The 20,657-nt window shown below is 67.2% G+C and carries 21 protein-coding genes; 4 read left to right on the top strand and 17 right to left on the bottom strand.

What is annotated here, in order from left to right:
* The first annotated feature begins 141 nt into the window (after positions 1-141).
* The 4 genes from metC to PCA10_RS09085 all read left to right on the top strand — a co-directional run bounded on the left by metC (position 142) and on the right by PCA10_RS09085 (position 4,447).
* Positions 142-1,317, top strand: coding sequence for a cystathionine beta-lyase (gene metC / locus PCA10_RS09100; RefSeq protein WP_016491771.1), 1,176 nt, complete (start codon positions 142-144; stop codon positions 1,315-1,317).
* Positions 1,318-1,420: 103 nt separating this feature from the next.
* Positions 1,421-2,275 (top strand): sulfurtransferase, encoded by an 855-nt coding sequence (locus tag PCA10_RS09095; RefSeq protein ID WP_016491770.1) that lies wholly within the window; start codon positions 1,421-1,423, stop codon positions 2,273-2,275.
* Positions 2,276-2,518: 243 nt separating this feature from the next.
* The gene (locus PCA10_RS09090; protein ID WP_016491769.1) at positions 2,519-2,998 is read left to right on the top strand and encodes a hypothetical protein; all 480 of its coding nucleotides are present in this window, start codon (positions 2,519-2,521) and stop codon (positions 2,996-2,998) included.
* A 180-nt stretch (positions 2,999-3,178) separates the two neighbouring features.
* Positions 3,179-4,447, top strand: a complete 1,269-nt coding sequence (locus PCA10_RS09085; RefSeq protein ID WP_016491768.1) for an OmpP1/FadL family transporter — start codon at positions 3,179-3,181, stop codon at positions 4,445-4,447.
* 92 nt (positions 4,448-4,539) lie between these two features.
* Here PCA10_RS09085 and PCA10_RS09080 read toward each other — a convergent pair whose 3' ends face one another.
* The 17 genes from PCA10_RS09080 to btuB all read right to left on the bottom strand — a co-directional run bounded on the left by PCA10_RS09080 (position 4,540) and on the right by btuB (position 20,656).
* Positions 4,540-5,742, bottom strand: coding sequence for an ISL3 family transposase (locus PCA10_RS09080; protein ID WP_016491767.1), 1,203 nt, complete (start codon positions 5,740-5,742; stop codon positions 4,540-4,542).
* A gap of 150 nt (positions 5,743-5,892) precedes the next feature.
* Positions 5,893-7,191, bottom strand: coding sequence for a Wzz/FepE/Etk N-terminal domain-containing protein (locus PCA10_RS09075; RefSeq protein ID WP_016491766.1), 1,299 nt, complete (start codon positions 7,189-7,191; stop codon positions 5,893-5,895).
* Between the two features lie 344 nt (positions 7,192-7,535).
* Entirely contained in the window at positions 7,536-8,102 is a 567-nt protein-coding gene (locus tag PCA10_RS09070) for a glutathione peroxidase (protein WP_016491765.1), read from the bottom strand.
* Positions 8,103-8,164: 62 nt separating this feature from the next.
* The gene (locus PCA10_RS31115; RefSeq protein ID WP_269451136.1) at positions 8,165-8,287 is read right to left on the bottom strand and encodes a hypothetical protein; all 123 of its coding nucleotides are present in this window, start codon (positions 8,285-8,287) and stop codon (positions 8,165-8,167) included.
* Positions 8,284-9,489 carry an MFS transporter gene (locus PCA10_RS09065; RefSeq protein WP_041770177.1) on the bottom strand — a complete coding sequence of 402 codons (1,206 nt, stop codon included), beginning with the start codon at positions 9,487-9,489 and terminating at the stop codon, positions 8,284-8,286. The genes PCA10_RS31115 and PCA10_RS09065 overlap by 4 nt, the downstream gene beginning before the upstream one ends.
* 43 nt (positions 9,490-9,532) lie before the next feature.
* Positions 9,533-9,946, bottom strand: a complete 414-nt coding sequence (locus PCA10_RS09060; protein WP_016491763.1) for a MarR family winged helix-turn-helix transcriptional regulator — start codon at positions 9,944-9,946, stop codon at positions 9,533-9,535.
* Between the two features lie 70 nt (positions 9,947-10,016).
* Entirely contained in the window at positions 10,017-10,745 is a 729-nt protein-coding gene (locus PCA10_RS09055) for an adenosylcobinamide-GDP ribazoletransferase (protein ID WP_016491762.1), read from the bottom strand.
* Complete coding sequence (cobC, locus tag PCA10_RS09050; protein ID WP_016491761.1) at positions 10,742-11,308, bottom strand: alpha-ribazole phosphatase family protein; 567 nt, start codon at positions 11,306-11,308, stop codon at positions 10,742-10,744. The genes PCA10_RS09055 and cobC overlap by 4 nt, the downstream gene beginning before the upstream one ends.
* On the bottom strand, positions 11,305-12,360 hold the full coding sequence (cobT, locus tag PCA10_RS09045; RefSeq protein WP_016491760.1) for a nicotinate-nucleotide--dimethylbenzimidazole phosphoribosyltransferase: 1,056 nt from the start codon (positions 12,358-12,360) through the stop codon (positions 11,305-11,307). Before cobT ends, cobC begins: the two co-directional genes overlap by 4 nt.
* Complete coding sequence (gene cobU, locus PCA10_RS09040; protein WP_016491759.1) at positions 12,357-12,878, bottom strand: bifunctional adenosylcobinamide kinase/adenosylcobinamide-phosphate guanylyltransferase; 522 nt, start codon at positions 12,876-12,878, stop codon at positions 12,357-12,359. The genes cobT and cobU overlap by 4 nt, the downstream gene beginning before the upstream one ends.
* Positions 12,871-14,340 carry a cobyric acid synthase gene (locus tag PCA10_RS09035; protein WP_016491758.1) on the bottom strand — a complete coding sequence of 490 codons (1,470 nt, stop codon included), beginning with the start codon at positions 14,338-14,340 and terminating at the stop codon, positions 12,871-12,873. The genes cobU and PCA10_RS09035 overlap by 8 nt, the downstream gene beginning before the upstream one ends.
* Positions 14,337-15,329 (bottom strand): threonine-phosphate decarboxylase CobD, encoded by a 993-nt coding sequence (gene cobD, locus PCA10_RS09030; RefSeq protein WP_016491757.1) that lies wholly within the window; start codon positions 15,327-15,329, stop codon positions 14,337-14,339. Before cobD ends, PCA10_RS09035 begins: the two co-directional genes overlap by 4 nt.
* On the bottom strand, positions 15,322-16,230 hold the full coding sequence (gene cbiB, locus PCA10_RS09025; protein ID WP_016491756.1) for an adenosylcobinamide-phosphate synthase CbiB: 909 nt from the start codon (positions 16,228-16,230) through the stop codon (positions 15,322-15,324). Before cbiB ends, cobD begins: the two co-directional genes overlap by 8 nt.
* Positions 16,227-16,877 carry a 5,6-dimethylbenzimidazole synthase gene (gene bluB / locus PCA10_RS09020; RefSeq protein ID WP_016491755.1) on the bottom strand — a complete coding sequence of 217 codons (651 nt, stop codon included), beginning with the start codon at positions 16,875-16,877 and terminating at the stop codon, positions 16,227-16,229. Before bluB ends, cbiB begins: the two co-directional genes overlap by 4 nt.
* On the bottom strand, positions 16,874-18,166 hold the full coding sequence (locus PCA10_RS09015) for a cobyrinate a,c-diamide synthase (protein ID WP_041770176.1): 1,293 nt from the start codon (positions 18,164-18,166) through the stop codon (positions 16,874-16,876). Before PCA10_RS09015 ends, bluB begins: the two co-directional genes overlap by 4 nt.
* The gene (gene cobO, locus PCA10_RS09010) at positions 18,163-18,774 is read right to left on the bottom strand and encodes a cob(I)yrinic acid a,c-diamide adenosyltransferase (protein WP_016491753.1); all 612 of its coding nucleotides are present in this window, start codon (positions 18,772-18,774) and stop codon (positions 18,163-18,165) included. Before cobO ends, PCA10_RS09015 begins: the two co-directional genes overlap by 4 nt.
* A 13-nt stretch (positions 18,775-18,787) precedes the next feature.
* Positions 18,788-20,656, bottom strand: a complete 1,869-nt coding sequence (btuB, locus tag PCA10_RS09005) for a TonB-dependent vitamin B12 receptor (RefSeq protein ID WP_016491752.1) — start codon at positions 20,654-20,656, stop codon at positions 18,788-18,790.
* Position 20,657 lies beyond the last annotated feature (1 nt).

The following is a 20,657-nucleotide window of genomic DNA, read 5'->3' as shown; positions in this document are numbered from 1 at the left end:
ACTTCCAATAAATTCGATATCCCTGCCCATCAAAGCAAAGAAATTCCCCACCTCCGCCGGTAATCTTTTCGCCATTCCAGACGCCCGCCCTTTTGGCAGGCGTCGCCCCCTTTCGCCGTACTGATCCAGAGGAAGCCCCAGGTGGACGACCGCAAGCTGCACCCAGAAACCCTGCTGGCCCATGAAGGCCGTGAACGTGGCCGGATTGGCGGCACCGTGAACACCCCGGTGTACCGTGCCTCCACCCTGCTCTTCCCCAGCGTGGAATCCCTGCAGGCGCAGAACGGCACCCTCAACACCTATGGCCGCCACGGCAATCCCACCACCCGCTCGCTGGAGAGCGCCCTGGCCGAGCTGGAAGGCGCCTACGGCGCCATGCTCACCCCCAGTGGCCTGAGCGCGCTGACCACCGCCCTGCTGGCCACGCTCAAGCCCGGCGACCACCTGCTGATGACCGACTCGGTCTACGACCCGACCCGCGCCTTCTGCGATGAAACCCTGAAGCGTTTCGGCATCGAGACCAGCTATTACGACCCGCTGATCGGCGAAGGCATCGCCGCGCTGATCCGCCCCAACACCCGCGTGGTGTTCCTCGAGTCCCCCGGCTCGCTGACCTTCGAGGTGCAGGACGTGCCCGCCATCGCCGCGGTCGCCCATGCCCACGGCGCGCTGGTAATGCTCGACAACACCTGGGGCACGCCGGTGCACTTCCCCTCCTTCAAGCACGGCGTGGACATCTCCATCCATGCCGCCACCAAGTACATCGTCGGCCACTCCGACGTGCTGATGGGTGTGATCCTCACCACCGAGGCGCTCTTCCCTCAGGTCCGAGGTTTCTACAAGCAGCTCGGCCTGTCGGTCAGCGCCGACGACGCCTACTTGGCGCTGCGCGGCCTGCGCACACTCTCCACACGCCTGGAGCGGCACCAGCGCAACGCGGAGAAGATCGCCCAGTGGCTGGCCGAGCAACCGGAAGTGGAGCGGATCCTCTACCCCGCCCTGCCCGACGCCCCCGGCCACGCCCAGTGGAAACGCGACTTCAGCGGCGCCTGCGGCCTGTTCGGCGTGGTCTTCAAGGCACTGCCCGAGCAGGCCATGCGCGCCATGCTCGACGGCATGCAGCTGTTCGGCATGGGCTTCAGCTGGGGCGGCTTCGAAAGCCTGATCCTGCTGACCAACCCCAGCGCCCACCGCAGCGCCACCACCTGGAAAGCCGAGGGGCCGCTGGTGCGCCTGCACATCGGCCTGGAGCACCCGGACGACCTGATCGCCGACCTCGAGGACGGTTTCCGCCGCCTCCGCGCTGCCTGCCGCTGAACTCCGGACGGCGGGGCGCCGCGCCCCGCCGATAGCGCGCGACAGCCTGTGCGGGCGTCCTTATGATGCTTGCCACAACACAGGTCACGACAAGGACCCCGCCATGTCGCTCGCGCAACTCATCAGCCCTGCCCAACTCAGTGCCCGCCAGGATGAACCGGGCCTGGTCATCCTCGACTGCCGCTTCTCCCTCGACGACCCGGCCTACGGCCAGCGCAGCTATGCCGAGAGCCACATTCCCAAGGCCCGCTTCGCCGACCTGGAGCAGGACCTTTCCGGTCCGGTGACCCGTGGCGTGACCGGCCGCCACCCGCTGCCGGACCCGGCGACGCTGGCCGGACGGCTGCGCGACTGGGGCATCGACGCGGACAGCAGCATCGTCCTCTACGACGACGGTCCCGGCGCCTTCGCCGCCCGCGCCTGGTGGTTGCTGGCCTGGCTGGGCAAGCGTGAGGGGGTGTTCCTGCTCGATGGTGGCCTCAAGGCCTGGCGCGATGCCGGCCTGCCGCTGACCGCCGTGACCCCGGCGGTGCAGCCGGGGCGTTTCGCGGGCCAGCCCGATGACAGCCTGCTGGTGGACGCCGACAGCCTCCAGCAACGCCTGGGCAACGCCGGCCTGACCCTGCTGGACGCCCGTGCCCTGCCGCGCTTCAAGGGCGAAGTGGAGCCCATCGACCCGGTGGCCGGGCATATTCCCGGCGCCCAGTGCGCGGCCTTCACCGACAACCTGGGAAGCGATGGCCGCTTCCTGCCGGCCGACGCCCTGAGGCAGCGCTTCGCCGCCATGCTCGGCGAGCGCCCGCTGGATGAGCTGGTGGCCTACTGCGGTTCGGGCGTCACCGCCTGCCACAATCTCTTCGCCCTGAGCCTCGCTGGATACCCCCTGGCACGGCTCTACGCCGGCTCCTGGAGCGAATGGATCACCAACCCGGCAAGGCCCCTGGCCAAGGGCGAATAAGGCGAAAAGCCAGCAGCAAAATGGGTTTGGCGACCCGCCGCTGCTGGCTGTTTTTTAATCACAGGTGGCTATATGGACAATAGCCAGAAACACGAAACAGTTTAAAAACAGACCTTTACAGCACAAATTTCCCACTAGACTTCAAATCGAGCGGCTAACTCCGCTCCCGGTGGGGCCCTTCCCAAGAACGATGAGAAGCTGCCAAAACGCCCCGGCCCCGCCGGCACCCTTCTCGAGGGCCCCATGGGAATTGCCGCCTGCGATCTACGCCAGCATGTGATTCGCCCGACGCTGCTCTACCTGCAGCGCCCCTCCTCCATCGCCGAAAGCCTGCTGCTCGGCGCCGCCGCGAGCCAATCGGCCCTGGGCAGCGCCCTGGACTGCAGCCAGGGCCGTGGCCTCTACGGTATCAGTGACGAACGCCACCAACAGCTCTGGGACCAGCACCTGGCCCATGACCCGGAACTCGCCAGCCAGGTACGTGGCCTGGCCAGCCAGCACGCCTTCCTCGCCGCTCCGCACCTGGAACTCACCGTCAACCTGCGCTACGCCACCGCCATCGCCTGGATGCTGGTGGAATCGAGCATCCTGGTGATGCCCGCCGCCGACGACCTGCTCGGCATGGCTCAGGTCTGGCGCCAGGTGTTTCGCCCCGAAGGCAGCCCAAGGGATTTCCTCGACGCTTGGCAACGTCATGTTGGTGGGCTCAGCCAAGTCGCCTGAGCAATGACCGACCAGTCAGGAACGAGCGTGCAAGGCAATTTGCACGATCAGCGAAAATCCAGGATTTTGTCGGATTGTTCGACAATATTTCCTAACCTTTTACCGGAAGTATCCACGCTGGCCAGGCCATTGGAATCCTGTTAGCGTGCCGGCCTTTGCACCACCGTTCAGGAGTCAATCGTGATAAGCAGAGTCTTCAAGACCGCCCTCGCCCTCGCCGTCAGCGCCGCTTCCAGCTATAGCCTGGCCTCCGGCTTCGCGCTCAATGAGCAGAGCATCAGCGGCATGGGTACCGCCTTCGCCGGTCGTTCGTCCTCCGCCGACGACGCCACCACCGTATTCGGCAACCCCGCCGGCATGGCGCGCCTCAAGCGCGAGCAGGTCAGCGTCGGCGCTGCAGTGATCTTCGCCAAGACCGACATCGACGATGCCCGCAGCACCTTCGGCGGCACCAACGACGGCGACATGGTCCCCACCGTGGGCGTGCCCATGGGCTACTACGTCAAGCCGATCGATGACAAATGGGCGGTCGGCTTCGGCATGTACGTACCCTTCGGCCTGATGACCGACTACGAAGGCAGCTTCGCCGGCCGCTACTTCGGCAACAAGAGCGAGGTGCAGGTGATCACCCTGCAGCCCACCGTCAGCTACCGCATCAACGATCAGCTGTCGGTCGGCTTCGGCCCCACCATCAACCGCATCGAGGGCGAACTGACCTCCGCCGTGCTCAACCCGCTCTCCCCTGGCAGCAACGACGGCAAGGTCAAGGTCAAGGGCGACGACACCGCCCTGGGCTTCAACGCCGGCGTGCTCTTCGAGCTGGACGCCCGCACCCGCTTCGGCCTGACCTACCACTCCAAGGTGGACTACACCCTGCGCGGCGACACCACGGTGTCCGGCAGCGGCTTCGTGCTGGGCAGCTCTGCGGGCAAGTATGATGCCTCTCTTGACCTGGAAACCCCGGAATCCGTGGACTTCTCGGTCACCCACGACCTGAACGATGCCTGGACCCTCTACGCCGGCAGCACCTGGACCCGCTGGAGCCGCCTGGAAGAGATCCGGGTGGAAAACAAGGGCGTGGGCGGCCTGCTCGGCCCGGCCCTTGGCACCATCGTCGAAGAACAGGACTGGCACGACACCTGGTCCTACGCCGTGGGTGCCGCGTACAAGCTGAACCCGCAATGGACCCTGCGCGCCGGCCTGGCCTACGACCAGACGCCGACACGCAACGAATTCCGCTCGCCGCGCATCCCCAGCGACGACCGCAAGATCTTCAGCCTGGGCGCCGCCTGGAGCCCCAACGACGACATGACCATCGACGTCGCCTACTCCTACCTCAAGGAGGAAGACGCCAAGATCGATCAGGTCAGCGCTAGCAAGGGTGCCTATCAGGCGACCTTCCAGAACAGCGCCCATGGCCTTGGCGCCCAGTTGACCTATCGCTTCTGATCAGGCGGCAGGAAAAAGGAAAGCCCGGACATGTCCGGGCTTTTTGCTTTTCAGGGTCTTTAACCTGACGATGCCTGACCAATAAAAAAGGTTCATCGCGCTTTCCCGGGGAAGGCGGCCTTGATTTTCAGGAAGAAGTAGGCCGAGTCGCGGAAGCCATAGGCCATGCGCTTGATCACCTTGATGCGGTTGTTCACGCCCTCCAGGACACTGGTGTGCAGGGGGAAGCGGGCGCTGGCGAGGATGCCCCGGGCGTACTTGCGCAGGTTGCGGGCAAAGCGTTGCAGCGGCGCGAGGCCGCTGTCCCGGGCGTGCCGCAGCCAGGTACGCCAGCGCCGCCAGCCGTCCTGCACACTGGGGGCGTACCAGATTTCCTTTAATGCATCCTTGAGCACGTAGGCCGTGGCCAGTGGCTGGTTGGCCGCGAGCAATTCCTGCAACTGCACGGCCTGTCCGTCCTTGAGGTTTTCGCGATTGCGCAGCAGCAGCCAGCGGCTCTGCTTGACCACCTTGCGCGCCGGTTTGTCTTCGCGCAGGCGGTTGGCCTGGTCGACCCGGATCCGGTCGATCACGTCCCGGCCGTAGCGCGCCACCATGTGGAACAGGTCGTACACCACCTCGGCCTGCGGGCAATGCCGTTTCACCTCGAGGTCGAAGGCGGTGTTCATGTCCATGGCCACCGCCTCGATCTGCTGGCAGTGCTCCCCGAGCAATTCGAAGAACGGGCGGATCGCCTCACGGCTATTACCGTGGCCGACCCACAACACCCGCGTGCGCTCGGCATCCATGATCACCGTGGCGTAGCGATGGCCCTTGTGCAGGGCGAACTCGTCCATCACCAGCCGCCGCACCTCACCGGGCTCAAAGGTCCCCACGGCCGCCTCGAGGCGGCGCTTGTCGAGCGTCTTGAGGGTGTGCCAGTGCAGGCCGGTGAGGCGGCTGACGTGGCTGATCGGCAGCAGCTGCAGCAAGCCTTCGAGCCAGACCCGCAAGCGCTGGGTCAAGCGGGAGGTCGGCGCCAACCAGTCAATGTGCTCCGTGATGCGCCCGCAGGTGAGGCAGTCGACACGGCGCACGGGCAGCTGGAGCACCACCCGCTGGTCCAGCAAGTCGCGCTCGCGCACCTGACGGATGCGCCGCTCATGGACCAACGGGCAGGGCTGGCGGCAGCGACCACACTCCGGTAGACGCTCGGCTTGGGGCTCCAGGCTGATCAACAGGGTGTGGTGATCGGATTGGCAGCAGGCGACGACGTCGTAGCCTGGCCAGAAAGCGGCAAGATCAATAGGATTCACGGCGGCAGCAGGGAGTGGGGGTTGGTTCGTTTGGCGACTGCCAATCTACCCACTTCCCTGACTGTCAACTCGCTCTTCCCCCTGAATCCGCGAAGAACCATAAAAAAGCCAGTCAGGGAACTGACTGGCTTTTTGTAGCAAGGCCAAACCTCAGGAATAGACCGGCAGCTCGCGCACCGCGTCCACAGGATGCCGGGAACGTCGTACGATGCTACGAACCAGGGCGATGAAACCACCCAGCATCAGGCCCAGCACCAAGGCCACCACCACGATCAGAGACTTGCGCGGTGCAATCGGTCGCAGCGGCGTGGTCGCCACCTGGTCGATGTGCACCAACTGCAAGCGGGAGAAATCGACCTTCAGGTTTTCCAGGCGCGCCTGCTCGCCACGGAGTTTGACCAGGTCCTTGAAGAACAGGTCCTCGTTCTCGCGCTGCTTGAGTACCTCCACCTCACGGTTGTTCGCCAGCAGGCTGAGCTTGGCCTGGATATCCGCGATGCGCGGCTCGGTGAACTCATCGGAACGACGGGACTGCAGCGCGGCGCGCTCGGCCTTGAGGGTATCGGTACCCATGAAGTACAGCGGAATCTGCTGATTGTTGACCTCGGTACGCATCACGCTGCCCTGCCCTTCCCGGGCGCTTTCACCCAGCGCGGAGGGCGTAGTCGGCTTGACGATGCCCAGCTCAGCGGCGATCTGGATCGCCTCGTCCAGCTGCTTGATACGGTTCTGTCGGCGGACCTGCAGCTTCTGCCGCAACACTTTCAGCTCATCCTGAAGCAGGCGTTTCTCCAGGTCGTTGGCTTCCAGCAGATTGGCGATACGCGATTCCTTGCCGGCCACATAACGGGCGCGTTCCGCCGCGATCGCACTTTGCAGTTGAGACAGACGGTTACCCCGCAGGACCTCGAAATCATCCTGGATCCGCTGCTGTTCCTGGGTCATTGCCGCAGCGACCAGGCCATTGACCAAGGCCACGCCATCAACGCCTGCCGGATAGGTAAGACTGACACCTTCGAAGGGAGCGGACGGCTTTTTTGGATCCGGGCGCAGCGCGGTGAAGCCATCGCGGTTCAAGCGATCCAACAGCTGGTCCATGGACTCAGACTCCCCTCGCAACTGGACGACGAGATCCGGATGCTCCTGCAGGAACTGCAACTTCAGGCCATAGGACTCCAATGCCTCCCCCACCCTCTTCAACGCCGCTTTCGGCGTCAATGAGTAGAGACGAGACTCATTCAACTGGTCGAGGTCCTTGAGTGATGCTGGCCGCAGAACGCTCTGCACCTTGTACTGCGGCGTGGCGGTCAGGGCGTAGATCACCCCTAGCACGGCAGCCAGCAAGGCGAACCCCAATATCAGAACCTTCTGACGCCAGAGGTCCTTGACCAATTCCAGGATATCGATCTCGTCGGGGTTGCGCTGAGCGTAGGCAATAGGGGCGTTCATTCATGTCTTCCATGTAGGAAAAAGCGGCGATGCACCGTTCGTCATGCCCAGGGAACTTACTACTAATTGCGTGGTCGCGACGGCAGCTTGCCATCATAAGGACCCAGCCAATTAGAACAAGTCTTGGTTAGAGCAAGCCGCCGAACGGAATCACGCACGTAACCAACGGCCACAGGCGCGCGGTCGCGCTGTGCCTGATACGGATTCAGAAACTAAATAGGGGTAGGGGGGCGGCGCATCAATTCCTTGATAGCCATATGCAAATCCTTGCGAAAAATCGGAAGCGCGCAAACTTTAGCACAGTCAAGTCAACCAGCAAAAAACAGATTATTCCTACAAACCCACTAAGGCTTGCTGTCCAGAGCCTGCTCCACAGCCTTCAGCAGGTCTGGGTCATCCGGCTTGGTCAGGCTGGAGAAATGAGCAATCACCTTGCCCTGGCGATCCACCACGTACTTGTAGAAGTTCCAGCGCGGGGACTGACCGGACTGGGCGATCAGTTCCTTGTAGAGCGGCGTGGCCTTGTCACCGGTGACGTGTTGCGGCTGGGTCATGGCGAAGGTCACGCCGTAATTGACGTAGCAGACCGTGGCGGTTTCCTCGCTGGTGGCGGCTTCCTGCTTGAAGTCGTCGGAGGGCACGCCCAGTACTTCCAACCCCTGGTCCTGATAGCGCTTGTAGAGCGCTTCCAGCCCCTTGAACTGCGGGGTGAAACCGCAATGGCTGGCGGTATTGACGATCACCAGGGGTTTGCCGGCGAAGCGCTGGCAGAGGTCGATGGTTTCCTTGGAGCGCAGCTTGGGCAGCTCGTGCTGCAGCAGCGTCGGGCACTCGGCGGCCAGGACCTGGCCACCGAACAGGACGAGCAGCGACAGTGACAGTGACAGTGACAGGGCGGGCAAGGCGTTCATGAGCGGCTCCGGTGTAGATCGTCTGATCTACCTACGCTACTGCGTGCGCTCCCGCCTATCAATCAGCAGAGGCTCATGCCTAGCTGCATCAATGCCAGCCCGCCCTGCTGCCACCCCCACCAGACGAGGGCCAGCAACAGGGAGAGCAGCACAGCGCCCAAACCCCAGCCCAGGCGCTGGCTCATGCGGCTCCGGTGGCCTGCAGGCGCGCCACCGGCTGTTCGCGCACCGGCCAGTTCAGCACGGCGGCCAGCAGGCTGAGGAAGATGGAGATCTGCCATACCAGTTGATAACTACCCGTGTGGTCGTAGAGGTAGCCACCCAGCCAGCCGCCGAGGAAGGCGCCGAGCTGGTGGAACAGGAAGACGATACCACCGAGCATGGACAAGTTGCGCACACCGAACAGGGTCGCGACGGTGCCGTTGGTCAGCGGCACGGTGGACAGCCACAACAGCCCCATGGCCATGCCAAAGGCGTAGGCACTCCCGATGCTCAGCGGCGAGTAGACGAACGCCACGATCACCACGCCACGCAATAGATAGAGGCCGGTGAGCAGCTTCGGCTTGGCATGGCGCCCGCCCAGCCAGCCGGCGATGTAGGTGCCGAACACGTTGAACAACCCCACCAGCGCCAGCACCGTGGTGCCCACCGAGGCCGGCAGGTGCTGGTCCACCAGGTAGGCCGGCAGGTGCACGCCGATGAACACCACCTGGAAGCCGCAGACGAAGAAACCCAAAGCCAGCAGCCAGAAGCCCGAATGGCCGGTGGCCTCGCGCAGCGCCTCGCCCAGGCTCTGTTCATGGGCCTGGGACGGCGGCGGATTATCCTTGAGCAACCCCACCAGCGGCACGATCAGCGCTACCAGCAGGCCCAGCGCCAGCAAGGCGGCGGACCAGCCGAGCCAACTGATCAGGCCGAGGGTGCCGGGCAGCATGGCGAACTGGCCGAAGGACCCGGCAGCCGCGGCGACACCCATGGCCATGCTGCGCTGATCCACCGGCACGGCGCGACCCACCACGCCCAGGATCACCGAGAAGGACGTACCGGACAGGCCGATGCCGATCAGCAGGCCGGCGCTCAGGGACAGCGACAAGGCCGAATCGGAAAAGCCCATCAGCACCAGGCCCAGGGCATAGAGCACGCCGCCCACCATTACCGTCTTCGCCGCGCCGAAGCGGTCTGCCAGGGCGCCGGTGAAGGGCTGCGCCAGGCCCCAGATCAGGTTCTGCAGGGCGATGGCGAAGGCGAACACCTCCCTCCCCCAGCCGAACTCGCTGCTCATGGGAGCCAGGAACAACCCGAATCCATGGCGGATGCCCAGGGACAAAGCCAGGATCAACGATGCCCCGAGAAGAACCCAGCCGCTTGTACGCCATACCGATGTCATAAAAAAATCCTTTCCGGGTAGATACCCGCTTTCCAGCGAAAGATCAGGCGATATGTTCCAGATCGTCCAGCAGCGCCATCAGCGCCGCCCGATTCTCCGGTCCGATGCGCTGCCCCAAGTCCTGCTGTACCTGCTCCCAGGCCTGCAGCGCCTGCTCGAGCACAAGGCGACCGGCAGGCGTCAGCGACACCAGGCGGTTGCGCTGGTCCTCGCCGCCTTCCAGTTGCACCAGGCCCTTGGCCTCCAACACCTTGAGATTGCGCCCCAGGGTACTGCGGTCCAGCCCCATGGCCTCAGCCAGGCTGGTGATGCTCGGCTGATCGAGGCGCGCCAGGTGCTTGAGCAGCGAATACTGGGCGACGTTCAACCCGACGCCGGCAAGGGCGTCGTCGTAGAGCCGGGTCACGTTTCGCGTGGCGCGGCGCAGCTTGGTGCAGAGGCATTGGGTCGGCAACATGGATGCGTGTATATACCCGCAAAGTCCGGAGCGTCAATCGAAAGATGTGGATGAGAGATGGCCGGGCCACTCAGACCAGCGCCACCGCCACCAGCACCGCCATCTCCACCAGCTCCACCATGGCCCCCGCCGTATCCCCGGTGGTGCCGCCCAAGCGCTGCAGGAAGCGCCCTCGCAGCCAGGCGAACAGCACCATCGCCACGGTCAATGCCACCCAGGCCGGCCAACCGAGCAGCAGCATCGCCGCGCCCTGGATCGCCAGCCACAGGGGTAGCTCCCGGCGCGGCAGGTGGTCGGCCAGGGCCTGGCCCAAGCCGCCGGCACGCACATAGGGGGTGGTGAGGAACAACAGCGGCAGCATGCCCCGCGCCAACCAGGGCGCCAGCAGCAGGGGCAACAGCTGGCCGGCGTCCAGCAACGCCACCAGCGCCGCGAACTTCAGCAGCAGCACCAACACCAGCACCACCACCGCAATGGGGCCGCTGCGCGGGTCCTTCATGATCGCCAGGGTGCGCTCGAGGTCGCCGTAGCCACCGACCCAGGCGTCCGCCGTGTCGGCCAGGCCATCCAGATGCAGGCCACCGGACAACCCTACCCAGAGCACCAGCAGCAGCGCCGCCGACAGCAGCACCGGGTGCCCTTGCAGCAGCCAGGCGGCGCCCAGCAGCAACAGGCCGATCAGCAAGCCGACCATGGGATAGAACAGCAGCGAACGTCCGACCTGCTGGGGCTCGGGCATGCCTGCCAGGCGCACGGGCAGGCGGGTGAGGAACTGCAGGGCTATCAGCAGGGGGGTCATGGGCGTTCCCGCAGGCCGTGCTCGCCCACGTCCAGGCGGAACAGTTCGCCATGGGCGACCTCCACTTGCATCAGCTGGGCCCGCGGCAATTGCCGGGCGCGGGCCACCAGCACACGGATCACGCCGCCATGGGTAACCAGCAACACCCGCTGACCGACGAAGCGCTCCAGCAGACGCTCGCCGGCCGCCAGCACCCTGGCCTCGAAGTCCAGGAGGGTTTCGCCCTCGGGCGGGGTGAAGCTGTAGGGGTCGTTCCAGAACAGGCCCAGGCCTTCGGCCTGATCCTCCATCAGTTCAGCGGCGCTGCGGCCTTCCCACTGGCCGAAATGCAGTTCGCGCAGGTCGGCATCGAAGTGCAACGGCAGGCCGAGACGCTGTTCCAGCTCGCGAGCGAAGGCGGCGCAGCGCTGCAGCGGCGAGCTCACCAGCACATCCCAGGGGCCTGCCCCTTCGATGCCCGCGCGCATCTGTGCCCAGCCCTTTTCGGTCAGGGCGTCGTCCAGGCTGCCGCGAAAGCCGCCGCCCCGTTCGGTTTCGCCGTGGCGCAGGAGGTCGAGTTTCATACCGGCCGGTCCGATACCGCAGCTTCGGCGAAGGTCGCCATGCCATCGTGCAGCTCGCAGGCCAGGCGCAGCAGTGGCAGGGCGATGGCGGCACCGCTGCCCTCGCCCAGGCGCAGGCCCAGGTCCAGCAGCGGCCGCGCCTCCAGCGCCTCGAGCACGGCCACATGGCCAGGCTCGGCGGAACGGTGGGAGAACAGCAGCCACTCGCGGCAGGCCGGGTTGAGGCGCACCGCGCAGAGCGCCGCGACGCTGCAGATGAAGCCGTCCACCAGGGCCGGCAGGCCCAGCTGGGCACAGCCCAGATAGGCGCCGGTGAGGGCCGCCACTTCGAAACCGCCGAGGCGGCGCAGGGTTTCCTGGGGGCTGTCGCAACCGTCGCGGTGCAGCGCCAGGGCGTGCTCGATCACCTGGATCTTGTGGGTCACGCCCTGGTCATCCAACCCGGTTCCGGGGCCGGCCAGCGCGGTTGCCGGCAGGCCCAGCAGGGCACAGGCCAGGGCGCTGGCGGTAGTGGTGTTGCCGATGCCCATCTCACCGCCGACATAGAGATCGGCACCGCTGGCCAGGGCGCGCTCGACGCTGGCGCGGCCGGCTTGCAGGGCGATCAGGCACTGGGCGGCGGTCATCGCCGGCTCACGGGCGAAGTTGGCGGTGCCGGCACCCACATGCAAATGCAGCACGCCCGGCAGCGGCTCCAGGGGCAGCGCGGTGCCCAGGTCCACCAGCTCCAGGGTGGCGCCAAGGGTTTTCGCCAGCACGCTGATGGCGGCGCCGCCACGGACGAAGTTGCGCAGCATCTCGCCGGTCACCGCCTGCGGGTAGGCGGAAACCCCCTCCTCCACCACGCCATGGTCGCCCGCGAACACGGCGAACCAGGGCCGATCGATGCACGGCCGCTCGCGGCCCTGCTGGGAGGCCAGGGTGATGGCCAGTTCTTCCAACTGGCCGAGGGCACCACGGGGCTTGGTCAACTGGTCCTGGCGGGACTGGGCCTTGCCGCGAGCGATCGGGTCCAGGGGCTGGCAGGGGTTGCGCCACCAATCGAGGGTCATAGGGGGTCTCCCTTGAGGGTCATGGGCAGGCCGGCGACGGTGAAGATCACCCGCTCGCTGCGTTCGGCCAGGGCCTGGTGCAGCCAGCCGGCTTCGTCGACATAGCGACGGGTCAGCTCGCCCAGGGGCACGACGCCCAGGCCGGTTTCATTGCTCACCAGCAGCACGCGGCCGGGCAGCGTGGCGATGCAGTCGAGCAGCGCCTCGCGCTCCTCATCCAGGCGCGCCGGGTCGTCCAGCATCAGCAGGTTGGTCAGCCAGAGGGTCAGGCAGTCCACCAGCAGACAGGTGTCGGCAGCGGCATGCTCGCGCAGCACCCGGGCCAGTTCAACCGACTCCTCCACCAGACCCCAGTGGTCCGGCCGGCGGGCGCGGTGATGGGCCACCCGCGCACTCATTTCACCGTCCAGGGGCTGGCTGGTGGCGATGTAGACGACCTTCAATCCGCTTTCAGTGGCGAGCTTCTCCGCCAGCCGGCTCTTGCCGGAACGGGCGCCGCCGAGGATCAGCTCAGGCATGGGCGTTCTCCCGGATGCCACAGAGCTCCGCGAGCAGGCGCGTGTCCAGGTGCTGCTCGACCTGGTCGGCCAGGCGCTCGATATCACGCTCGCGCAGGGCCTGGTAGTCCACCGCCTGCACGTCCGCGAGCCCCGCCCAGCGCAGGATCGCCGAACAGGCCGCATTGGACTCGAACAGGCCGTGCAGGTAGGTGCCCATGACCTGGCCATCGGCGCTGCGGGCGCCATCGGTGCGGCCGTCGTCCAGGGCCACGGCCGGTGTGTCGAGGCCGGCCCCCCCAGTGACGCCGGCATGGATCTCGTACCCGCTCACTGGCGCGTCTTCCAGCAGCAACCGGCCGCGGACGTTGCGCAGCTGCTTCTCCGGCTCCAGCACGGTGTCGATATCCAGCAGGCCGAGACCGGCGCTCTCCCCTGCCGGGCCTTCCAGGCCATGGGGGTCGGCGATGCGCCGGCCGAGCATCTGGTAGCCGCCGCAAATGCCCAGCACCTTGCCGCCGTAGCGCAGGTGGCGCTGCAGGGCCTGGTCCCAGCCATGTTCGCGCAGCCGCGCGAGGTCGGCGCGCACGCTCTTGGAGCCGGGCAGGATGATCAGGTCGGCCGGCGGTATGGGCTGGCCGGGGGCGATGAAGTCGAGCTGCACCTGGGGATGCAGGCGCAGCGGGTCGAAGTCGGTGTGGTTGCTGATACGCGGCAGCACCGGCACCGCCACCCGCAGCGCATCCGCCGCCTTGCCCGCCTGGCGCAGGTCGATGGCGTCCTCGGCCTCCAGGTGGAAGTCGGTGAGGTAGGGCAGCACGCCGAGCACGGGTTTGCCGGTGCGCTGCTCCAACCAGTCCAGGCCCGGCTTCAGCAGGGCGATGTCGCCACGGAAGCGGTTGATGACGAAACCCTTCACCCGCGCCTGCTCGCTCGCCGACAGCAGCTCCAGGGTGCCCACCAGATGGGCGAAGACGCCGCCGCGGTCGATGTCGGCGACCAGTATCACCGGGCAGTCCACCGCTTCGGCGAAGCCCATGTTGGCGATGTCGTTGGCGCGCAGGTTGATCTCCGCCGGCGAGCCGGCGCCTTCCACCAGCACTACGGGGTATTGGGCCCGCAGGCGCTGGTGGGACTCCAGCACCGCCGCCATCGCGACCTTCTTGTAGTCGTGATAGGCGACGGCATTCATGCTGGTGACGGCGCGGCCGTGGATGATCACCTGGGCGCCGATGTCGGTATTGGGCTTGAGCAATACCGGGTTCATGTCGGTATGGGGCGCCAGCCCGCAGGCCTGAGCCTGCACCGCCTGGGCACGGCCAATCTCGCCGCCGTCGGCGGTCACCGCGCTGTTCAGTGCCATGTTCTGCGGCTTGAACGGCGCAACCGCCACGCCCTGGCGCTTGAGCCAGCGGCACAGGGCCGTCACCAGGGTGCTCTTGCCGGCATCGGAGGTGGTGCCCTGCACCATGAGGGTCGTCATGGACGCTCCTTGGAATAGTCGATCAATGCCCGGCCCAGTCGCGCCCAGCCGGCCTCGTCCGGCGGCAGGCCGAAACGCAGGCTGGCGGGTACGGCGAACAGCCGGGTGAGAATGCCGCGCGCGGCGAGGAATTCATGCAGGGCGGCGGCATCGTCGCGGACCAGCCGCTGGAACAACGCAGTGCCGCCGCTGGGCCCCAGGCCGCAGTCCCGCAGCAGGGTCTGCAGGCGCTGGCCGTCCCGCAGCAGTGCCTGGCGCTGGCGGGCCTGGCCTTCAGTGTCTTCCAGCAGGGCCTTGGCCAGGAATCGTGCCGGTCCGCTGACAGTCCAGGGACCGAGCAGCTCTTCCAGCCGTTCGAGTAGTGCCGCTTCGGCCAACACGAAGCCCAGACGGATTCCCGCCAGGCCGAAGAACTTGCCGAACGAGCGCAGCACCACCATCCCCGGCAGGGGGCAGTGTCCGGCCAGGCTGTATTCGGGCGTGCAATCCATGAAGGCTTCGTCCACCAGCAGCCAACCGCCCCGCCCGGCCAGGCGCGCGCGCCAGGCCAGCAAGGTGTCGCGCGGGATGCGCTGGCCGGTAGGGTTGTTCGGGTTGACCACCAGCAGCACGTCGAAGCGCTCCAGTTCGACCTCAGCCCGAACGCTGTCGAGCTCCTCCAGCGCGTGGCCCTCGCGGCGCCAGGCATGGGCATGCTCGGCATAGCAGGGCGAGATCACCCCTACCCTGCCCGGCTTGCGCAGCCGTGGCAGGGCCTGGATCGCCGCCTGGGAACCGGCCACCGGCAGCAGGGAATCGCACCCGTAGTAACGCCGGGCGGCCAGTTCCAGGCCGTCGTCCCGCTCCGGCAGGCGCGACCAGGCGTCCGCCGGCACCTCGGGCAGTTCCCAGCCATAGGGGGCGATGCCGGTGGACAGGTCGAGCCAGTCGGCCTCGGCAATGCCATGACGGCGCGCCGCCGCACGCAGCCGTCCGCCATGTTCAAGCAAGGAGCCAGCCCCCGATGATCAGCACCGCCAGCCAGAGCAGCACGCCCTGGCGCACCAGGTCCATGGCGCGCCCGATATCTTCAGCGCGGGCGGCCGGGCCTTCGCCGAGCACCGGGCGTTCATGCAGTTCGCCGTGGTAGATGGCCGGGCCACCCAGGGCCACGCCCAGGGCGCCAGCGCCGGCGGCCATCACCGGGCCGGCGTTGGGGCTGTCCCACTGCGGGGCCTGGCGGCGCCAGCAGCGCAGCGCCGTGGCGGTCTTGCCCAGCAACGCGTAGGTCAGAGCCACCAGCCGCGCGGGAATGTAGTTGAGGACGTCGTCGATGCGCGCGGCGGCCCAGCCGAAGCGCTCGAAGCGTTCGTTGCGGTAGCCCCACATGGCATCCAGGGTGTTGGACAGGCGATAGAGCACCACGCCCGGCGCCCCGGCCACGGCGAACCAGAACAGCGCGGCGAACACCGCATCGCTGCCGTTCTCCAGCACAGACTCGGTGGCGGCGCGGGCTACGGCGGGTTCGTCCAGTGCGCGGGTGTCGCGGCTGACCATATAACCCACGCGCTGGCGGGCGCGCTCCAGATCGCCCGCGCCCAGGGCCTCGGCCACCGGCTCGGCATGCTCGTTGAGGCTGCGCAGGCCGATGGCGGCATAGAGCGCCAACACACCCACCAGCCAGCCCACATAGGGCAGCTGCGAGAGCAGCCAGGCCGCCAGGGTCAGCGGCAGCACCGCCAGCACCCAGGCGCTCACGCCATGGCTGCGCCAGCCACCGCCGTCGGGGTTGAAGCGGCGCTCCAGCCGGTTGGCCAACTTGCCGAAGGCCACCAGCGGGTGCCAGCCCTTGGGCTCGCCGAACAGGGCATCCAGGGCCACGGCGCCGAGGCTGAGCAATCCGAGGCTCATGGGCGTGCCCCCCACTGGTTCTCGAACACCAGCTCGGCCAGCGGGCGGGGTTCCGCCCAGCCTTCCAGGGCCAGCATGGGCGCCGGGTAGAACTCGGTCACCGGCCCCAGGCAGAGCACCGCCAGGGGCTTGCTGCCCGCGGGCATGCCCAGCAGGTCGGCCAGGGCCTCAGGCTCGAACAGCGATACCCAGCCCATCCCCAGGCCTTCGGCGCGGGCCGCCAGCCAGAGGTTCTGGATGGCGCAGGACAGCGAGGCGAGGTCCATTTCCGGCAGGGTGCGACGGCCGAACACATGGGCCTCGCGGCCGTCCATCAATGCTGCCACCAGCAGTTCCGCGCAGTCGCGGATACCTTCCACCTTGAGCTTCATGAACTCGTCGGAGCGCTCGCCCAGGGCTTCGGCTGTACGGACTCGCTCGGCCTCCACCAGGCCATGGATGCGCTCGCGCAACTCGGGCCGGGTGATGCGGATGAACCGCCAGGGCTGCATCAGGCCGACGCTGGGCGCGTGATGGGCGGCCTCCAGCAGCCGGGCGAGCAGCTCAGGCGCCACCTCGCCGCCGCTGAAGTGGCGCATGTCGCGGCGTTCGGCGATGGCGCGGTAGACCGCTGCGCGCTCGTCCGCGCTGAAGGCGTGCTCGCTCATGGTCGGAACAGCTCCGCGGCCGCCCGTGGGTTGGACGGCAGGTAGAAGTGGATGTAGGAGGCGGTCAGCCGGCCAATGCGGAACACCGCCTCGGCCACCGGCTTGTCGTTGGGGCAGAGCCCGCGCACCAGGGGCTCGACGGGCGAGTCCAGCAGCGAATGGTGGAAGGTGTGGCCGCGCAGGCTGCCTTCCGGCAGCGGCGCCTCTTGCAGTGCCAGGGCCGCCAGGCGTTTCTGCAAGGTGGCGCGACCGGGGATCAGGCCAAGCAGTTCGGCGCTCTCGCCAGCGGCGTCGGTCAGGGCCTCCAGCAGGTAGAGCATGCCGCCGCACTCGGCGAGGATGGGCTTGCCCGCCCTGTGGTGGGCGCGGATCGCCTCGGCCATGGCGCGATTGGCGGCAAGCGCTTGCAGGTGCAGCTCAGGGTAGCCGCCCGGAAGATAGAGGCTGCCCACCTCGGGCAACGCGGCGTCGATCAGGGGCGAGAAGAACACCAGCTCGGCACCCAGGCGTTGCAGCAGGTCGAGGTTGGCCTGGTAAAGGAAGGCGAACGAGGTGTCCCGCGCCACGCCGATGCGCACCCCGGCCAGCCAGGGTTCGATGCCCTCTTCGTCCGGCGCGGCGAAGCTCACCGCCGGTGGCAGCTCCACGGAAGCCGAGGCGGCCAGGGCATCGGCGGCGGCGTCCAGGCGTGCATCCAGGTCGGCCAGTTCCTCGGCCTGCACCAGGCCCAGGTGGCGGCTGGGCAGCTCCACCTCCGCGCTGCGCGGCAGGGAGCCGTACCAGCGGATCCAGTCCGGCAGGCTGGCGCGGATCAGGTCGCTGTGGCGCTGGCTGCCGACGCGGTTGCCGAGAACCCCGGCAAAGGGCAGGCCCGGTTGGTAGGTGGCCAGGCCCACGGCCAGGGCGCCAAAGGTCTGGGCCATGGCCGCGCCGTTGATCACGGCGAGTACCGGTACACCGAAATGACGCGCCAGGTCGGCGGCCGAGGGCGAGCCGTCGAACAGGCCCATCACACCCTCGATCAGGATCAGGTCGGCCTCCCCCGCCGCTTCCCAGAGCAGGCGGCGGCTTCGGGCCTCGCCCACCATCCACAGGTCGAGCTGGTAGACCGGGGCGCCGGACGCACGGGCGAGGATCATCGGGTCGAGGAAGTCCGGCCCGCACTTGAACACCCGCACCCGCTTGCCCTGGCGGGCATGCAGGCGCGCGAGCGCGGCGGTGACCGTGGTCTTGCCCTGGCCGGAGGCGGGAGCGGCGATCAGAAGCGCGGGGCAGGAACGGGCCATCAGAACTCCACGCCCTGCTGGGCCTTCACCCCGGCCTTGAAGGCATGCTTGACCAGGGTCATCTCGGTAACGGTGTCGGCGGCGTCGATCAACCCCTGGGGCGCGCCACGGCCGGTGGCGACCACATGCTGGTGTTCCGGGCGGGATTCGATGTCGCGCAGCACCTCGTCCAGCGCCAGGTAGCCGTGCTTGAGGGCGATGTTCAGCTCGTCCAGCACCACCAGGCCGATCTCCGGGTCGTCCAGCAGGTCTCGGGCCACCGCCCAGGCGACGCGGGCCTTGTCGATGTCACGCTGGCGGTCCTGGGTATCCCAGGTGTAGCCCTCGCCCATCACGTGGTAGCTGACTTCCTCGGGGAAGCGGCGGAAGAAGTTTTCCTCGCCGGTGGACATGCCGCCCTTGATGAACTGCACCACGCCCACCTTGAGGCCGTGGCCCAAGGCCCGGGCCACCATGCCGAAGGCCGAGCTGCTCTTGCCCTTGCCGTTGCCGGTGTGCACCAGCAGCAGCCCGTACTCGTCCCGGGCCTGGGCGATCTTCTCGTCGATCACGGCCTTCTTGCGCTGCATGCGCGCCTTGTGGCGGGCGTCGCGTTCGGCGGATTCGCTCATCGGTGATCCCTCGTTACAGAGCCTGGTAGCGAACAGTGAAGTACACCGCCTGGCCAGGTTGGTTGAAGTCCTGTGCGGTTTCGTAGTCGGCATCGAGCAGGTTGGTCACCTTGGCTTGCAGGCGCCACTCCTCGTTCAGCCAGTACTCGCCGCGCAGGTCCACCGTGGCGTAACCGGCCAGGCGATCGTTGTTTTCCACATCGTCGAAGCGCCGCCCCTCGGCATGCAGGGTAGCGCCCAGGCCGAGCTTGCCGAAGCGTCGATCCAGGTCGAGGTTGAACACCTGCTGGGCCCGGCGTGGCAGTTGGTTGCCACGGTTCTGGTCGTGGGAGCGGTTCTCGCTGTCCAGCAGGGTGGCGTTGGCATTCCAATCCCAGCCCAGCCACTGGCTGCCCAGCACCAGTTCGACGCCGTCGATGCGGGCCCGGCCAATGTTGTTGGGGCTGCCGAAGGGCCCGAGGCCGGAGTTGGCGTCGTGGACGATCAGGTCGTCCACCTCGTTGCGGAAGGCGTTGACCGACCAGTGGCCCCAGCCGTGCTTGCCCTCGATCCCGGCCTCGAAGTTCTCGGAGGTCTCGGCGTCCAGGTTGGGGTTGCCGTAGTCGGGGAAGTACAGTTCGTTGAAGGTGGGCGCCTTGAAGGCGGTGCCGTAGCTCAGGCTGAAGCGCAGCGCGTCGGTCAGGGCGTAGCCCCAGGCGGCGCTGCCGGTGTCGTGGGTGCCGAACTGCTGGTTGTCGTCGCGACGCAGGGACAGCTGCCAATCCTGGCGGCCGTACTCACCCAGATACTGGGCGAACCAGCCCCGGTTCAGCCGCGAATCGCGGTCGAAGGCGGTGGAGCTGCTGACTTCGTCCCGCTGCCAGTCGTAGCCCAGGGTCAGCACGTGGCCTTCGGCCAGGGTCAGGTCATTCAGCCAGGAAGCGGAGTCGCGCTGGGAATCGAAACGCGAATAGAACAGCCCACCGGTCTCGGTGCGGGCGAGGTCTTCGCTGCGCCCGGCCTGCAGGGTCACATCCCAGCGCTCCAGGGGGCTGAAGCGCGCACGACCGCCGGCCAGGCGTTGTTCGTTGTCGGCGTTGGCGTTGTGGCCACCGCCGGGGTTGTAGGGGCTGACCAGGTCGAGGTCGGTATGGCCCTTGGCGCGCATCAGGGTGCCGTCCAGTTCCAGGCCATTGTCGAAGCGGTAACCGGCGCGCAGGTTACCGGACAGGTTGCGGTAACCGTCGTCGTCCGGCTCGTGGTAGCTGTTGCGCGCGTTGAGCGCGTCGATACCGTCGGTGTCCTGGCTGCTCACGCCGAGGCTGTACCAGGCGCGGCCATCGCCACCTGCCACACCGGCGGCGCCCTGGTAGCTGTCGTGGGTACCGTAGCCGGCGGAGAACCAGGGCTTGGCGCCCTCCTTCGTGCCCTTGCGGGTGAAGATCTGGATCACCCCGCCGATGGCCTCGGAGCCATAGAGGCTGGAGCGCGGGCCACGGACCACTTCGATGCGCTCGATCAGTTCCACGGGAAGGTCCTGGAAGGCGGCGAGGCCATTGCTCACCGAGCCCACCTTGACCCCGTCGATCAGCACCAGCACATGGTCCGACTCGGTCCCGCGGATGGACACCGTGGTCTGCTTGCCCGGCCCGCCGTTGTTGCTGAGGGTGATGCCTGGAACACTGCGCAGCAGCTCGGGCACCGAGCGCGCCTGGGTGCGCTCGATCTCGGCGCGGTCGATCACGGTGGTGGCGGCGAGGCTCGCGCGCACCGGCCGCTCGCTACGGGTGGCGGTGACCACCTGCTCGTCGAGGGTCAGGGGCGCAGCGGCCAGGAAGGGGGAAATGCTGGTACTGCCGAGCAGCGCAAAGGCCGCCGGCCCGATGAAAGGCTTGCGAATCATG

This window comes from Pseudomonas resinovorans NBRC 106553, assembly GCF_000412695.1.
GTDB classification, from domain to species: domain Bacteria; phylum Pseudomonadota; class Gammaproteobacteria; order Pseudomonadales; family Pseudomonadaceae; genus Metapseudomonas; species Metapseudomonas resinovorans_A.
Note: the sequence above shows the minus strand (reverse complement) of the source record. Positions and strands in the feature narration are given on the sequence as shown.